Source organism: Robertmurraya beringensis, assembly GCF_042433785.1.
Taxonomy (GTDB): Bacteria; Bacillota; Bacilli; order Bacillales; family Cytobacillaceae; genus Robertmurraya_A; species Robertmurraya_A beringensis.
This window is the reverse complement of record NZ_JBHLUU010000027.1, coordinates 14,667-31,343: the sequence shown is the minus strand read 5'-3', so window position 1 is coordinate 31,343 and position 16,677 is coordinate 14,667. Positions and strand designations below refer to the sequence as shown.

Here is a 16,677-nt window from a genome sequence, read left to right as displayed (position 1 = left end):
TATAATAAGCGGAGAATTTCCGGCTAGATGCAGAATAGAGCCTTGTTCAGGGGGAAATAGGGGAAGGTTTTCCGCTTATGCAAAGCTTAATCTCCTATTTTCTATGTTTTCGAGCCAATAGGCGGAATCTCTCCGTCTATATATCATCTCGGATGTGCTTAACCTAACCCTCAACAGATAAGTTTGTTTTGACCCTCGATTTCGTAGAAACGTAAATAAAGAAAGAAAAGCTATGGCAATTCATACGTTAATTCTTGTGTATTTTAAAAAGAAAGTACTCGAAAAAACAGAATCTTTTAGTATTTTTTTCAATAATAAGAATTTAAACATTTTTTAGAGAAATGTCGCATTTTGAAAGCGCTTTATATACCTTATCATTAACTTATGAAAGCGCCAAGCTAACTCGTACTTCAATAATGAAAGCGCTTGAAAATATATTGAGAGAAATAGGGGGAGAGGTATGAAGAAGTTAATATTGTTTGTTTCAATACTGTCTTTAGTCTTTTCGTTAGTAGCTTGTAGTTCAGACAAAACTAGCGGCAGTGACAAAATTGTCGTTTGGACACAAGCCGCGGCAGATCATCCAGAAGGAAAGATGTTTGCTGACCGAGTAAAGAGCTACAATGAGGCTCATCCAGACGGACCTAAAGTTGAAATACAAAACATCACACGTGCAGGAGCTGGTTCAGGCTACATTGATAAGCTGAATGCAGCAATTACAGCAAACGACATGCCTGATATTTTTACATTAGACGGACCTGATATTGGGGCTTATGTTGATTCAGGATTACTTGGAGAACTAGATGGATACATGAGCGAAGGATTCAAAGATGGATTCACGCAAGCAATCATCGACCAAGGAACAGTGGACGGGAAATTCTACGGAATGGGTTATTCTGATTCAGGCGTAGCCATCATGTATAACGAAGACATGATCAATGCACTACCTGAAGATATAAAAGCATTAGTTCCATCACTGGATCAAGACTGGACATGGGATCAATTTATTGAGTTATCAAGAAAAGTGGACGAGTTTGCAAAATCGTCGAATGATCCAGTGTTTGCAAATTATGAAGCGGCTGTAAGTCTATTATTAACAGACATTACTGCAGGTGCCTATGAATTAGGAACATACTACTTCACACCACTTCTTTGGGGAAATGATGCAAACATCGTTGCTGAAGATGGTGTCACTGTTGATGGCGTCTTAAACAGTAAGAAAAGTGTAGAAGCATTAACAAAATATGCGCAATTATTTGCTGAGCCAGCACTTGCTAGTGCGACAGAATCTGAAAAAACATTCCATACAGGAAAATCAGCACTATCTGTTAGTGGATTCTGGTATGTAAATGAACTAATCAATAATTATCCTGACTTAAAATTCAAGACCGTTCGTTATCCGAAAATGAGTGAAGACTTCGACGGGTTATACACACCATCTGGTTCTTGGGCATTTGTTCGAAACGGACAAGAAGAAGACGAAGAACGCGTTAAGCAAATCGTTGAAGTCATGGAATGGTTAACAAACGACGAAGCATCAAAAGAATACTTCGCTAAAAACGGTTCTATTCCAACCAGAATTAATTCTGTTGACGCGATTGATACCAATACGGACAACCCATATCACAACGATGCATGGACCGTATTAAAGTATCAAGTTGAAAACACAAACAAATCTCGTCCGGTATCACCTGGATATCCTTATCTTTCTGAAACCTTTGCAAAAGACGTTATTCTAAAAATCGCTCAAAACAAAGCGACAGATGAAGCAACAATCAAGAAATATGTAGACGATGCATCGAAGAAAATTGAATTAGAATTTGCCAAGTACAAAAAATAATCGGTTGTTAAAAGTAAGAGGTGAGGGAATGACCTCACCTCTTACTCTTTTTAAAAAGGGGTGTGGACCATGAAGAAATTGATCAAACGTATTGTAAAAGTGAGAAATACAACTGAACACCTCAAACAAAGTGAACATTACAAAACAAGAGATATCGTGTCCGCTTACGGATTTTTAACACCTGCTTTAATACTGGCGATTCTCTTTATTGTATTACCTATTATTCTAGCGTTTACGTACGGGTTTACAGATTACTATTTATTAAAACCAAACGACAAGGAATATATTGGACTTGAAAACTTTAAGCGAATGCTGACAGATGAAGTGTTGATCCAAAGTTTTAAAAACACGTTAAAGTTTGTGGTGTTTGTTGTTCCTCTGCAACTGTCAATGGCACTTGGACTTGCTCTCATTGTTAACAAAAAAATCAGAGGTGTAGGATTCTTCCGTACTGCTTATTTTTCTCCAGCTGTTTTATCTCTTGTTGTGATCTCAATCCTTTGGACGGTCATGTTAAACCCTACATCTGGTTTAATTAATGAACTCCTTGCGAATGTTGGGATTTCCAAGCAGCCTTTCCTCTCCAGTGCGTCTCAAGCAATGTATACGATCATTGGGATCTCTGCATGGTCAGGGTGTGGGTATCAAATGATGATCTTTTTAGCGGGACTTAAAAATATTGATGGAAGCCTTTATGAGGCAGCGGATATTGATGGAGCCAATGCGTTTCAAAAGTTTTTATTTATTACCATTCCTTCATTAAAACCCATTCTGATGTTTTTAGTGATTACCACTACGATTCAGGCTTTTAAACTCATCGTTCAACCGATGGTTATGACAGGTGGAGGTCCAGATTACTCCACGATTACCATTTTGCAATATATTTATGAGTATGGATTCCGTCATCGAAACATTGGATATGCCAGTGCGATTACGTTAGTATTCACGATTTTCTTAGTCGTAATTTCAATCATTATTAAAAAGCTATTTAGAGAGGAGAAAGTAGCATGAAAATTGTAAAGAAAACCTTATTTTATCTCTTCGCCTCTATTGTGGCCTTACAATTTTTACTTCCTCTCATTTGGATGATTCTTTCTTCATTTAAAATCGATGAAGTGATTTACAAGGATATGGGTACAATCTTTGCCTTTGTTCCAAGATTTTCTGATCTTTCGTTTGACTCTTATGTGGAGTTATTAGGTTTTTATAACATCTTTAAGAACGTTGGAAATAGTTTGATTTATGCATCCGTTACAGTGGTTGTAGGATTAACCATCAATTCATTGGCAGGGTATGCTCTTGCAAGATTTAAATTTCCATTGAAGGATTGGATTTTAATTTTTATTATCGCACTTATGATTGTGCCAATTGAAGCGACCATTCTTCCATTGTTTTTAGTGGTAAATGAGATGGGATTAATCAACACAATTCCAGGTTATTTGCTGCCATTTATCATCAATGTGATGAACATATTCTTATTCAGACAACATTTCTTATCCTTTCCTGGTGAATTAATTGAATCAGGAAAAATCGATGGACTAAGTGAAGTAGGATGTTTCTTCCGAATCGTCATGCCATCAAGCTTAAATATGTATATTACCGTTGGAATTTTAACGTTCTTAGCATCATGGAATGATTTTTTATGGCCGGTAATGGCGTTATCAAACGCAGATTTGATGCCGATTCAAGTTGCGCTTAATGCAGTTTTTGCAGACACGTATAACATTTTCACAAGTCATATGATGGCAGCACTAACCATCGTAACGATTCCTATTGTTATTCTTTATATCATTTTCCAAAAATACATTGTGGAAGGTTCCATGCAAAGTGGAATTAAATAAAGGCTATTTTCTTAAACTTTGTTGCTTTTTGGAACCTAATTTTAATAATTGTGCTAAATATCAGCAGAAAATAGCATGAATTTAATAAGAAAAGAGCCTGCAAACTACATTCTTAAGCGCAAAATAGCTATTTCCACGTTAAAATCGGCTTTTAGATTTTAACAACAAGCTTTGCGAAAACAGCCTAAATAGAAGAGGTGCCCTATGAATCGACTACAAAAAGCAAACGACTTTATTAAAGAAAACAAACATAAAACAAATAATCGCCCCCTTTATCATTTTTCACCGGAAATCGGATGGCTCAATGACCCGAATGGCTTTTCCTTTTACAAAGGGAAATACCAGCTTTTTTATCAGTATTACCCGTACGACATTGTATGGAATGACATGCATTGGGGTCATGCAACAACCAATGATTTTGTCAATTGGGAGTACCTCCCTGTAGCGATGGCCAATGACAAAGCGTATGATGCAAACGGGTGTTTTTCCGGAAGTGCGATTGAAAAGGATGGGAAACTCTATCTCATTTATACAGGTCATATTGATCCTAACTTAGGGTTTGATAAAGATGAATCACAAATTGCTGAACGTCAGTGTGTGGCAGTGTCAGAGGATGGTATCCATTTCGAGAAGTCTTCATTGAATCCCGTGATTGGTGAAAAAGAGTTGCCAGAAGGGTATCTCATTTGTGATTTCAGAGACCCTAAAGTGTTAGAGCATAAAGGGGTATACTACTGTGTTTTAGCGGTAAGAAACGCGAAACGTCGTGGTGAAATCATCATGTTCCAATCAAACGATTTACTTCAGTGGAGCTTTCATTCTTCCATATTTCAAATGTCATTTGAAGAAAATACGTTACTAGAATGTCCGGATCTCTTCCATTTAGACGGAAAAGATGTGCTAATTTTCTCTGAAATGCCATGCGACCCTGAATTTGACGGAGAAGTAGAGAAAAAGACATCATATGTGATTGGACACATGGATTTTGAAAACGGAGCATTCATACCTGAGGCAAAGGGCTTGCTAGATTATTCAACGTTTTATGCACCTCAAACAACGGACGGTCAAAACGGAGAAAGACTATTAATTGGATGGATGCACCGTTGGTCAAAAGCAACGCCACCAAAAGAGTACGGTTATAACGGCATGATGAGTTTACCAAGAAAGTTACACATCAAAAACAACACACTCATTCAACAAGCTTATATTAGCCATGACGATTATTTCACAACGGTTGCTGTTCATGAACATGTTACATTAAATGAGGACTTGACCATTGAAAGCGGAAGAGCAGGATATTTATCCCTATCACTGTTATCTAAGAGTGAATCGTTTGTTGTTGAATTAAACAAGGAAGATCAAAAAGCAACACGTGTGAGTGTGAATCCATCATCCAATTCTGTTGTGATTACTTCTGATTATGGAGATAGTGAACCAATTACCGTACATGACTGCTTTAACAATGATGAAAACACACTAGAATTTTACGTGGATCTTCATTCAATTGAACTCTTTGTGAATAAGGGCGAAAAAGTGGTAACTTTTACGGCATATGAAAAAGATAAAGGAACAAGCATTGTCCTTTCAGGCAAAGGAGCCCAATTAAAAGAAGTTCGTTATGAGGCGTTTAGATCTTAATATATTGAAATAAATAGAAAAGGGGTACCCAGTAAAATTTTACTGAGGTACCCCTTCATCTTTATTTAAAATACTTTCGTAGTCCAATCCTCACAATTCCAAATATCAGTCGCAATTTCACGATAGAAATCAGGTTCGTGGGATACCATCAAGATACTTCCGCGATAGGCCTTTAAAGCACGCTTCAATTCTTCTTTTGCATCCACATCCAAGTGATTGGTAGGTTCGTCTAGAATTAATAAATTCGTTTCTGTGTTTAGAATTTTACACAATCGAACCTTGGCTTTTTCTCCACCAGAAAGGACTTCGATTTTACTTTCAATATGTTTCGTCGTTAATCCACATTTTGCAAGAGCAGCACGGACTTCAGCCTGATTCATACTTGGGAACTCGCTCCAAATCTCTTCAATACAAGTGTTGTAGTTGGACTGTTTCACTTCCTGCTCGAAGTACCCGATGTATTGATACTCACCACGTTCCACTTTACCCTCCAGCGGATCAATCAACCCAAGAATACTTTTTAAAAGAGTAGACTTCCCAATACCGTTTGCACCCACGAATGCAATTTTTTGTCCGCGTTCCATTTTTAAATTCAGAGGGCGAGAAAGGGGTTCATTGTAACCAATAACCAGATCTTCAGCCTCGAAAATCCAACGACTAGAAGCACGAGCTTCTTTGAAAATAAACTCTGGTTTCGGCTTCTCTTTCCCCAATTCAATAACTTCCATTTTGTCGAGCTTCTTTTGACGAGACATCGCCATATTACGGGTCGCAACACTTGCCTTGTTACGAGCAACGAAATCTTTCAAATCAGCAATTTCTTGTTGTTGACGCTTGTAAGCAGATTCTAGCTGTTGCTTCTTCATTTCATATATTTTTAAGAAGTTATCATAGTCACCAACATAGCGGTTCAACTCTTGGTTTTCCATGTGATAGATCAAGTTCACCACATTGTTCAAGAATGGAATATCATGTGAAATCAAGATAAATGCATTCTCATATTCCTGTAAATAGCGCTTCAACCATTCAATATGCTGTTCATCCAAATAGTTGGTAGGCTCGTCTAGTAATAGGATTTCAGGTTTTTCTAGCAAAAGCTTAGCTAGCAAAACTTTCGTACGTTGCCCACCGCTAAGATCATCTACATCTCGATCGAGTCCAACAGCGTCTAATCCTAGACCACGAGCCACTTCCTCAACTTTTGAATTAATTTGATAGAAATCATTACTATCTAACGTTTCTTGTAGCTCTCCAACTTCTGCGAGTAATGCATCGATATCGGCACCTTCATCACCCATTTTTGCATAAAGTTCATTGATCTCTGCTTCAGCATCAAATAGATATTGAAAAGCAGTACTCAAAGCGTCACGCATCGTAGTACCTTTTTGAAGTACAGCATGCTGATCTAGATAACCAACACGAACTTTTCGTGACCACTCCACTTTTCCTTCGTCAGGTTGTAACTTCCCAGTAACAATATTCATGAAAGTAGACTTACCCTCACCATTTGCCCCAACTAATCCAACATGTTCGCCTTTTAATAGTCGAAAAGACACATCATTAAAAATGGCACGATCACCGAAACCATGACTTAAATTTTGTACGTTTAATACGCTCATTTTTTTAACCCCTTATCTAATGTCACATGAAGATATCTTACTAGATTTAGACTAGATTTTCTATCTTGAATTTATTTTATTTGCAAAATGTACTATAATTATTAGGTTAAATGGAGTCTGACCTTCGTTATTAAATGGGGTTATGTAAGAAGCCAGAGACGACAAAATGTACGTTATTACTGATGAAATAGCAGATGTGGTGATCTACGCATTGCTTCTATCAAATGAGCTAGAAATAAATTTAGAGCAGGCCACCGAAAAAAATGGTAAAAATAGACAGGTGGTGCCCAGTAAGTAAATCTTTTGGATCGAGTAAAAAATATACTAAATTATAAAGTACAAAGGGGAAGAGAGATGACTAATACAGAAGAATTCAAAGATTCCGGAAAACACTTCTCGGATGAAAAGTTTTGGGGGAAATTAAAGAAGTTTGCTAAAAAAGCAGGTTCTTCCGTTGTGTATGCAGTGTTACTATTATACTTTACTCTTCAAAAACCAGAAGTACCAGTAAAAGCAAAGACCATCATCATTGGAGCATTAGGATACTTTATTCTTCCGCTTGATTTAATTCCAGATGTAGTGGTAGGCGTAGGGTATACAGATGATTTAGGCGCTCTAGGAGTTGCCTTGTTCCAAGTGGCTATGTATATTGATGAAGATATTAAGAGTAAAGCAAAAGAGAAATTACAAGAATGGTTCGGAGATAACGTTGATACATCTGACATCGATGGAAAGATTGGTTAATAAACATGAAAACTAGGGATTATGCCCTGGTTTTTTCTATTTTTAGCGAAAATTCTCTTTGCGGGAAATAGGGAATGTTCAGAAGGGATGGATATAGAAGAGGAATTGTATCAAATTCCTTACCAATCGTACTAAGATCATTTCCATTTTCTTTGAAAAATGAATGACGCATACAAGGTTTTCTCTCCCTATGCTATGAATATTTTCAAGAAAGAAATATTCAATAAAAGGCGGATCTAAACTTCATTATCTGAAATTTAGATTCGCCTTTATTCAACCAAGAGGAGTGACCCATATTATTTATTATTCCTTTCCTTTGCAAGCGATTCTCGGTCACTTGCTAATGGAGGCTGCTCTAACCATCCATTTTTTATCATTATGTTCGCTCCGTCATCAGCAAAGTGTAAAAGTTCTAAAATGAGTCGTAAGTATTTAGCACCTAGATCTCTTCTTGCATTGACACTCAAAGCAGAACCATAATATGAAAGGCTTAATTGTGCAGACAATTGAATTTGATACATCATATATTTATCTGAGAAGGTCACAGAGGTAGAGTTCGTGATCATTGATTGCCAGGAAATAGGTGAATTTAAATTATCTTCCTTAAATACCGATTCAAATATATTTATATGTTTATTGGCAATGTCAAGTCCCCTCGTGAAATGTTGACGAACCTCTTTTGATTGAGCTACTTGGATGAATCCGACTTTTAAAGCAGCATGTAAATGCATTTTCAACAAATTGAAAGAAATATCTCCAATTTCGATAGCATTCAGTGGACGACGATCTCCTAACCATCCAGTTAAAAAACTTTGGTGCTTTACAAAATCGATCGATTCGGGTGGTGTAATAATAGGAGGTCGAGTAAAAAGTCCTTTTGAAAGCATTAAATCAATGGATTGATCAAAAAGCTCCATCGTTTCGGACATACAGGTTTTGAAATACTTCCGTAAATCAGAACGAATAGAATTACTAACAGATAAAGCATACCCAGTCATTCCTTGCAAAGTCATGATATAAATATAATTTAGGTAGAAAGGGTCTTGAAAAAGACGTGGTGCGTGAATGTTTACGTCCTCTTTTTCTGTAAACCCACGTGGAATAGGGTGATTTTCTTTTAACAAAAATACTGTAATTTCTTCGACATGCTTTTTTGATATTTCAAGAGAAGTTTGGTAGATCGATTTGACTTCGTAATCTTCGATATGTTCGAGTGCATAACGAAAGAAACAAATGGACATTGTATCAAAAATGTATTGTGTCCAAAGGCTTGCAATTTCCGGAGCACTTAATCGAATTGGGCTATTTGTCTCCAAGGTTCATCCTCCGATTCACGAAATTATTTAGTATTTTTATTGTTTTCTTAGAGTATAAAAAGTATGTAACAAGTTAGAAAATCCAACCATCACAAGATTTTATAAAATAGGTTGATTTTCTAAAAATAATTATTTTATATAGAACTATTAGTATGTAAAAGTGGTTTCATAAATCGGCAGGCAAGATCTAGATTGGCTGGGATATATTTATTTTGGAGAAAAAGTCGCAACATTTACGGCATACAAAAGACCATCAAACGTTTAAAATGTTTGATGGTCTTTTATCTCTATTGTTGAAGATGATATTTTTTAATTTTAAGATAAAGTGTATTTCGACTAATTTTTAGGATCGTAGCTGCCTTACTAATATTCCAACTTACATATTCCAACGTTCTTCGAATCACCTCTTTCTCTGAATGAACCAGAGAGGTAAGGGGATCCTTTTCTTCCTGTAGAAATGGTTTATCCTGCTCGTATTCGATTTCAAAATCCAAGTCCTCCGCTTGAATCTCATTTCCATCAGCGAGAAACGAGGCCTGCATGAGAACACTTTTCAGCTCTCTCACATTTCCTGGCCATTGATACGAAAGTAGCTTCTTTTTTGCCTCTTTTGAAAGAGGCAAAGTTGGGTATTCTAAATGTTTCATTAAGTGATTGGACAATTCAATCAGGTCTGAACGCTCGCGGAGAGGAGGTAGTGTCAGAACCACACCTTTCAGTCGATAATACAAGTCTTCTCGAAAACGTCCAGCTTCTATTTCTCTTCTAAGGTTTTTATGTGTCGCTGCAATCACTCTTGTGTTTATTGGGATGGGTTTCGTTCCACCTACACGGGTCACTGATTTTTCCTGTAAAACTCTTAATAAAACCGCTTGTGCCTTTAGGGACATGTCACCAATTTCATCAAGAAAGAGGGTCCCACCATTCGCTGCCTCAAATTTCCCAATCCCTCCATCACGATTGGCACCGGTAAAGGCTCCCTTTTCGTAACCAAACAATTCGCTTTCAATGAGGTTTTCCGGTATGGCGCTACAATTAACCGCAATAAAAGGCTGATCTCCTCTTGGTCCAGATGTATGTAAAGACTGTGCAACTAACTCTTTTCCTGTCCCACTTTCTCCATATACAATGATTGGGAAATCGGTTAGTGCCGCTTTTTTAACGATCCTTCTGATTTCATTCATCTTTGGGCATGACCCGACAATATCCTTAATGGTATATAGAGATTGTGGAGTCAATTTCTTATTTGTTGTTTGATTTAAAGCTAATATGGATCGATATTGTTTACGTGTTGGATCAGACACCACTTTTGTCGGATATCCCTTTGTATTGTGAAATTCTTTTCCATAACAGTCATCACCTAGTAATTTACGTGCTGACTGATTGGCACGGATGATTCTATTGTCATCATCGAGTGATAGAAGGGGAACATTTGCCAAGTTCGCAGTCGCTTCTAGTTCTTTCATGGTCAAAACCTTTTCATTTTTTGCTATGTCTAAAAGCAAGCCATTTTGAATAAAAGTCGCCATGATGTTGGTTAAGGAGAAAATAAATGGATGATACATTTCCTTTCTTGCACTGATATTAACGGCACCAATCAGCTCACCCGTTGGTGAATATATAGGGCTTGCCGCACATGTTAGAAAATGATTTTTCACATAGAAGTGGTGATCCGCATGAGTGATAATGGGTTCTTTCGTGTAGATGGCAAGCCCCATGGCATTGGTTCCTTTGTTTTCTTCTGACCAATTAGAGCCTATGGATAGCACATCAACAGAGCTGGTTCCATCCAATTGCCCCACTCTATGTATGATGGTTCCATTTCGATCAACAATGATGATCACTAGACCCGAATAGTAGTTGGGAAAGAGTGTGTTAATAGCAGAAGAGGCATGGTTGATTAACTGTTCATTTTCTTTAATCAGATCACTCAAAGCCTTACCAGTCAAAATAGAGTCCTCAAAAGGATCGGTTGGTGAGAGGCCAAAATCATGACAACGCTTCCACGATTGACTAATGAGATTATACTTATCGAAAAGAACTTCTGTAACCATATGACAAATATTACCTCCTTTTCACATTAAGGCCATTCAGTCTTTGTCCATATTATACTATTATTTCAATATTCAGGAAATGATTAAAAGTCATTTGTCTTAAAATAGGACACCCTTTGCTCATTTATTGAACACGCTTTTACCAGGGGTCGTGTGGAATCGCTTACATAATCGCCTTTTAGAGTTGGCATCAAAATTGCAATGATATGGTTGTAAATAAAACTTCATAACAAAAGGGGAGGATTTTCACATGAGGGGAAATAGAGCAGTAGCTTACATGGGTGCAGGTAAAGTAGAGGTAATGGATATTGGTTATCCAGATTTAGTTTTAAGAGATGGACCTGGAGTCAATCCTTTAAACGTAGGACGTAAATGTGAACACGGTGTGATCTTGAAGGTAGTAACAACAAATATTTGTGGAAGTGACCAACATATGGTGAGAGGGAGAACGACTGCTCCCGAAGGACTTGTGCTTGGGCATGAAATAACGGGAGAAGTCATTGAAGTTGGTCGTGATGTGGAATTTATCAAAAAAGGGGATCTGGTGTCTGTCCCGTTTAATATTGCGTGTGGACGATGCAGAAGCTGTAAAGAGCGCAACACACATATTTGTGAAAATGTAAATCCTGACCGTCCGGGTTCAGCGTATGGTTATGTAGATATGGGAGGCTGGGTAGGAGGTCAGTCTGAATATGTAATGGTACCGTATGCTGATTTCCAATTATTGAAATTTCCAGATAAAGATCAAGCGATGGAAAAAATTAGAGATTTAACAATGCTATCTGATATTTTTCCAACCGGTTATCATGGGGCAGTGAGCGCAGGTGTTAAGCCAGGAGCGACTGTTTATATTGCGGGAGCAGGTCCTGTGGGGCTAGCAGCTGCCCATTCAGCACAACTATTAGGGGCTGCTGCCGTTATTGTAGGGGACTTAAATGAAGAAAGGCTTGCCCAAGCAAGAAGCTTTGGTTGTGAAACCGTCAATCTACGTAATCACCCTGATTTGGGAGAGCAAATTGATCAAATTCTAGGCAGTCCTGAGGTTGACTGTGCAGTAGATTGCGTAGGCTTTGAAGCATCTGCACATGGTGCCAATGCGACAGAAGCACCGGCAACGGTTTTAAATTCCATTATGCAGGTCACTCGTGCTGGGGGACGACTGGGGATTCCAGGTCTATATGTAACAGGAGATCCAGGTGGAGTGGATGAGGATGCAAAAATTGGTACATTGAGAGTTCGTTTAGGATTAGGGTGGGCGAAAGCACATACATTTGTTACAGGTCAAACACCAGTCATGCAATACCACCGTGACTTAATGCAAGCGATCTTAAGTGGAAAAGCACAGATTGCAAAAGCGGTTAATGCAACGGTCATATCCTTAGATGAAGCGCCAAGGGGCTATGCAGAGTTTGATAAAGGGGCTTCAAGAAAATATGTCATTGACCCTCATGGACTTGTGAAATAAGGCTGGCTGCTGATGGAGACACCCAGCCTGTTCAAACGATGTTTTGGTGAAGGTATCGGTACGGCTTTATTAGTTCTAATTGGTCCAGGCACAGCCGCTTTTAATGGAATAATTACGGCTAATAACAACGAGTCTACCACATTGGCTGATATTGGAGTGATAAGCTTTGCCTTCGCAATTATTGTTATGGCAATGATCTATTCAATAGGAAGATTAACGGGTTGTCACATTAACCCAGCTGTCACAATCGCACTAGCTTCAACAGGTCATTTTCCATGGAAAGAGGTAGGACCCTATCTACTTGCACAATGTGTAGGTGGTACCATTGGCGCGTTTGGAATTGTAAGCGTTTTAGGCATGGATGGAGTATTAATAGGTAATTTAGGAGCAACTGTCCTTGCCCCATCTACCGGGTATATTCAGGGGATATTTATCGAAGCCATTGCAGCGTTTATTCTTATGTTCGTCATTATGGGAGTTGCAGTAGACTCCAGGGCCCCAAAGGATTGGGGTGGGCTTGTGATTGGTTTAACGGTTGGTGGGATCATCATGATGACCGCCGGTCCTACGGGAGCATCATTTAATCCCGCAAGAACCTTCGGACCATATGTTGTCGATAGTTTACTCGGCGGCAATATCAACTGGGTTCAATTTCCTGTGTATGTAATTGGTCCAATCATGGGTGCTGTTGCAGCGGCGGTACTTTATAAGTATATATATAGTTCGGAAAAGCTACCGTTAATAAAGGAAAACTCTCATAAAGAAATAGGTAAATAGCGTAAGGATGAAAACTAGGGGATGACTCCCTAGTTTTTTTCTTTTTATTTCGTATGTCTAACTGCTGTAAGTTTAATAGTGTTTTAATCTTGAAGATCACAACTTTGTTCGATTGCCGTGTCTTAGAAAAAGCAAGTAATCTTTGATTTTCTCCATCAATTTTGACAATCAAGTGAAATATGTCTTATCAGTGAGTTATATCACACCTACTTTTTCTGATCGTTGTTAAAGTGAAATCATTATTGAATGACTATGTAAAGTCACCTAATGATTAGAAGGTAGGGGGAAGTTAAATGAGTATGTTTTGTTATCAATGTCAAGAAACAGCAAATGGAACAGGTTGTACGATTGCCGGTATTTGTGGAAAAAAAGATGATTTAGCAAATATGCAAGATTTATTGGTTTATGTGGTAAAGGGTCTGGGGATTGTTCATACAGAAGCTAGAGAACTAGGATTGAAGCATAGTAAGGTAGATGAGTTTATTGTAAATAGTCTTTTTATGACGATTACAAATGCCAACTGGGATAAGAATGACTTTTATAATAAGGTTAGAGAGGGTCTAAACATTCGTGAAGAGATCAAGTTCTCGATTGAAAAGGCTGGCTCACAATTAGCTAATACAAGTGATTTTGTGACCTGGTATGGTGAGACTACTCTTGAGTTTGAAAACAAAGCCGCTTCACAAGAGGTAAGTATTCTTGCCACAAGAGATGAAGATATTCGCTCGTTAAGAGAACTAATTACATATGGTCTAAAAGGATTGGCTGCATACCTTCAGCATGCCGCACATTTAGGCTATAAAGAGGACTCTCTGTATGCTTTTATGCAAAAGACATTGTCGCAGATCACAGATGATACATTAACATTGGATGAATTGATTGCACTTTCTATGGAAGTTGGAAAGTATGGGGTTCATGGAATGGAATTATTAGATACCGCAAATACTTCCACTTATGGACATCCGGAGGTTACAAAAGTAAACATCGGTGTTGGTAAAAATCCTGGAATTTTAATAAGCGGTCATGACCTTAAAGATATTGAACAATTATTAAAGCAAACAGAGGGCACGGGTGTGGATGTGTATACACATAGTGAAATGCTCGTCGCCAATTATTATCCAGCATTTAAAAAATATGATCACTTTGTAGGTAACTACGGAAATGCTTGGTGGGAACAAAAACGTGAATTTGAAAGCTTTAATGGTCCGATTCTAATGACAACAAACTGTATTGTACCACCGAAAGCTACCTACAAGGATAGAATGTATACAACTGGAGCAACAGGAGTAGAAGGTGTTACGTATATCGCGGAGAAAGAAGATGGAACAAAAGACTTCTCAGTGATTATTGAGCATGCGAAACAATGTGATCCTCCTATTGAGATTGAAAAGGGTGAAATTATTGGAGGATTTGCACATAATCAAGTCGCTCAAGTGGCTGATCAAGTGGTTGACGCAGTGAAGAATGGAGATATTAAACGATTCTTTGTTATGGCAGGCTGTGATGGACGCCATAAAAGTAGAACGTATTATAAAGAGTTTGCTGAAGAACTTTCTAACGATACCATCATCCTAACAGCTGGTTGTGCGAAATATAGATATAATAAGCTTGATTTGGGTGATATCAATGGGATTCCAAGGGTACTTGATGCTGGTCAATGTAATGATTCTTATTCACTTGTCATGACCGCATTAAAACTAAAGGATGCCCTTGGCTTGGAAAGTATTAATGACCTTCCATTGTCTTATAATATCGCATGGTATGAGCAAAAGGCGGTCATTGTATTCTTATCCCTTCTATATCTAGGTGTGAAGAATATTCATGTTGGTCCTACATTACCAGCATTCCTTTCACCAAATGTAACAAACTTCTTGGTAGAAAACTTTGGTGTAGGAAGCATTACGAATACAACGGATGATATTGATATGTTTATGAATGTGGTAGCTAACTAACTTTCAGTCGTTTCATTAAAATGATAAAAACAAAAGTGGGAAAACATGAATGATTAATGTTTTCCCACTTTTCTTATCTTTTATTTAAGTTACATATAATCATAAACTGAATCATCAAAATAGAGCCAGTGGTAATATTCAATCTGTGAATCTGTCATTTTAGAAATTTCTTTCTCATTGAATTTTTGTAGCTCAATTAATTTCTGCACTTTTGTATTTCTTTCAACTTGGCTCATTTTATATCCTCCTATAATATGAGAAGTAACTATGTATTTGAATGTTGTTGAAAACGTTTTCTTTTCTTGTTTTTATTATATATCTAAATATTAGATTAAACCAATATCAAATTTAGATTGTTTTTTAGAAAATAATATAGAAATATTATTTGTCTTCTTACTTTGATGATGAAAAAAGGGTATGGGTTGCCAGGCTGTAGGCTGTATCCATTCATTCAATTGGTTTATCCTTAGGTCGTTTGAATGGTGGCCCATGTTGAAACAAGCCCTTATCCTATTTTTAAAGTATAAAAAATCACTTAAATGAGTTGACAATAATAAGTACATATAATAAAATTATCTCAGGTTAAAGATATTTGGTTTCGAAATAAAATAAAAACATTATTTTTTTGATTATATATCTCGAAATCGAGATAACTGAAATAGAAGGATCATTCATGTGCATACTAAAAGTTCTACATCATGTCACAGCAATAATCCGTATTTCAGAACATAAAAGGAGGTGAAAGTAGGAAATGGGATTTTTAGATAAATTATTTGGAAAAAAACAAGAGGAGGAAGAAACAATGACAAAATTAAACATTGGGATTATTTTAGGTTCAACACGTGAAGGTCGTGTAAGTCCACAAGTAGGTGCATGGGTAAAAGAAATTGCTGACAAACGTGGCGACGCTAACTATACCATTATTGATATTGCTGATTACAAATTACCATTACTTGGTGAAGCTGGTGCAGATGCTTCAGGGGCTGCTGCTTGGTCAGAAATAATCGCTAATCAAGATGGATTCGTATTTATTGTTCAAGAATACAATCACTCGATTACTGGAGCACTGAAAAATGCATTAGACTATCTACGTGTTGAGTGGAACAATAAAGCAGCTGGAATCGTTTCTTACGGTTCCGTAGGTGGAGCTCGTGCGGCTGAACATTTACGAGGTATTTTAGGTGAGTTATTAGTGGCTGACGTTCGTGTACATCCAGCCCTATCGTTATTCACTGATTTTGAGAATGGAACAGTCTTTAAACCACAGGCCGTTCAAGAGGATTCTGTCAATCAAATGCTAGACCAATTAATTCCTTGGTCAAAAGCATTATTCACGATCCGATAATTTACTTAAAAATGTGACTGAAGTGTAAAATATGTACATGAGTATTTTTTATACCCATGTACATATTTCCAATCATAAAAGGAGTA

The 16,677-nt window shown here is 37.5% G+C and carries 13 protein-coding genes; 9 read left to right on the top strand and 4 right to left on the bottom strand.

All coding sequences use genetic code 11. From position 1 onward, the window contains the following. Window positions 1-460 precede the first annotated feature (460 nt). From ACFFHF_RS09315 to ACFFHF_RS09300, 4 genes are all read left to right on the top strand, one after another. The gene (locus tag ACFFHF_RS09315; RefSeq protein ID WP_340903717.1) at window positions 461-1,840 is read left to right on the top strand and encodes an ABC transporter substrate-binding protein; all 1,380 of its coding nucleotides are present in this window, start codon (window positions 461-463) and stop codon (window positions 1,838-1,840) included. Window positions 1,841-1,909: 69 nt separating this feature from the next. Next, window positions 1,910-2,851 carry a carbohydrate ABC transporter permease gene (locus ACFFHF_RS09310; RefSeq protein WP_340903715.1) on the top strand — a complete coding sequence of 314 codons (942 nt, stop codon included), beginning with the start codon at window positions 1,910-1,912 and terminating at the stop codon, window positions 2,849-2,851. Beyond that, the gene (locus tag ACFFHF_RS09305; protein ID WP_160547789.1) at window positions 2,848-3,681 is read left to right on the top strand and encodes an ABC transporter permease subunit; all 834 of its coding nucleotides are present in this window, start codon (window positions 2,848-2,850) and stop codon (window positions 3,679-3,681) included. The genes ACFFHF_RS09310 and ACFFHF_RS09305 overlap by 4 nt, the downstream gene beginning before the upstream one ends. A 204-nt stretch (window positions 3,682-3,885) precedes the next feature. Next, a complete protein-coding gene (locus ACFFHF_RS09300) occupies window positions 3,886-5,319 on the top strand; it encodes a GH32 C-terminal domain-containing protein (RefSeq protein ID WP_160547788.1) in 1,434 nt (477 codons plus the stop codon). A 65-nt stretch (window positions 5,320-5,384) separates the two neighbouring features. Here the strand turns inward: ACFFHF_RS09300 and ACFFHF_RS09295 are convergent, their stop codons facing one another. Then, window positions 5,385-6,938, bottom strand: coding sequence for an ATP-binding cassette domain-containing protein (locus ACFFHF_RS09295; RefSeq protein ID WP_160547787.1), 1,554 nt, complete (start codon window positions 6,936-6,938; stop codon window positions 5,385-5,387). A 354-nt stretch (window positions 6,939-7,292) separates the two neighbouring features. On the opposite strand from ACFFHF_RS09295, the gene ACFFHF_RS09290 reads away from it, so the two are divergent. After that, window positions 7,293-7,682: a DUF1232 domain-containing protein gene (locus tag ACFFHF_RS09290; RefSeq protein ID WP_160547786.1), complete on the top strand. Its 390-nt coding sequence runs from the start codon at window positions 7,293-7,295 to the stop codon at window positions 7,680-7,682. Between the two features lie 296 nt (window positions 7,683-7,978). On the opposite strand, the gene ACFFHF_RS09285 is transcribed toward ACFFHF_RS09290, so the two are convergent. Both ACFFHF_RS09285 and ACFFHF_RS09280 read right to left on the bottom strand, forming a co-directional pair. Beyond that, a complete protein-coding gene (locus ACFFHF_RS09285) occupies window positions 7,979-8,998 on the bottom strand; it encodes a DUF3231 family protein (RefSeq protein ID WP_160547785.1) in 1,020 nt (339 codons plus the stop codon). Window positions 8,999-9,285: 287 nt separating this feature from the next. Next, window positions 9,286-11,052, bottom strand: a complete 1,767-nt coding sequence (locus ACFFHF_RS09280; protein ID WP_377057936.1) for a sigma-54-dependent Fis family transcriptional regulator — start codon at window positions 11,050-11,052, stop codon at window positions 9,286-9,288. Window positions 11,053-11,302: 250 nt separating this feature from the next. Here ACFFHF_RS09280 and fdhA point away from each other — a divergent pair, with 250 nt between their 5' ends. From fdhA to hcp, 3 genes are all read left to right on the top strand, one after another. Next, a complete protein-coding gene (fdhA, locus tag ACFFHF_RS09275) occupies window positions 11,303-12,517 on the top strand; it encodes a formaldehyde dehydrogenase, glutathione-independent (protein ID WP_160547783.1) in 1,215 nt (404 codons plus the stop codon). 12 nt (window positions 12,518-12,529) lie between these two features. Next, window positions 12,530-13,294 (top strand): aquaporin, encoded by a 765-nt coding sequence (locus tag ACFFHF_RS09270; protein ID WP_160547782.1) that lies wholly within the window; start codon window positions 12,530-12,532, stop codon window positions 13,292-13,294. A gap of 299 nt (window positions 13,295-13,593) precedes the next feature. Further along, window positions 13,594-15,246 (top strand): hydroxylamine reductase, encoded by a 1,653-nt coding sequence (hcp, locus tag ACFFHF_RS09265; RefSeq protein ID WP_377057964.1) that lies wholly within the window; start codon window positions 13,594-13,596, stop codon window positions 15,244-15,246. A gap of 89 nt (window positions 15,247-15,335) precedes the next feature. Here hcp and ACFFHF_RS09260 read toward each other — a convergent pair whose 3' ends face one another. Then, the gene (locus tag ACFFHF_RS09260) at window positions 15,336-15,482 is read right to left on the bottom strand and encodes a BH0509 family protein (protein WP_160547780.1); all 147 of its coding nucleotides are present in this window, start codon (window positions 15,480-15,482) and stop codon (window positions 15,336-15,338) included. Between the two features lie 515 nt (window positions 15,483-15,997). On the opposite strand from ACFFHF_RS09260, the gene ACFFHF_RS09255 reads away from it, so the two are divergent. Continuing rightward, complete coding sequence (locus ACFFHF_RS09255; protein WP_160547779.1) at window positions 15,998-16,591, top strand: NAD(P)H-dependent oxidoreductase; 594 nt, start codon at window positions 15,998-16,000, stop codon at window positions 16,589-16,591. The last annotated feature ends 86 nt before the right edge of the window (window positions 16,592-16,677 follow it).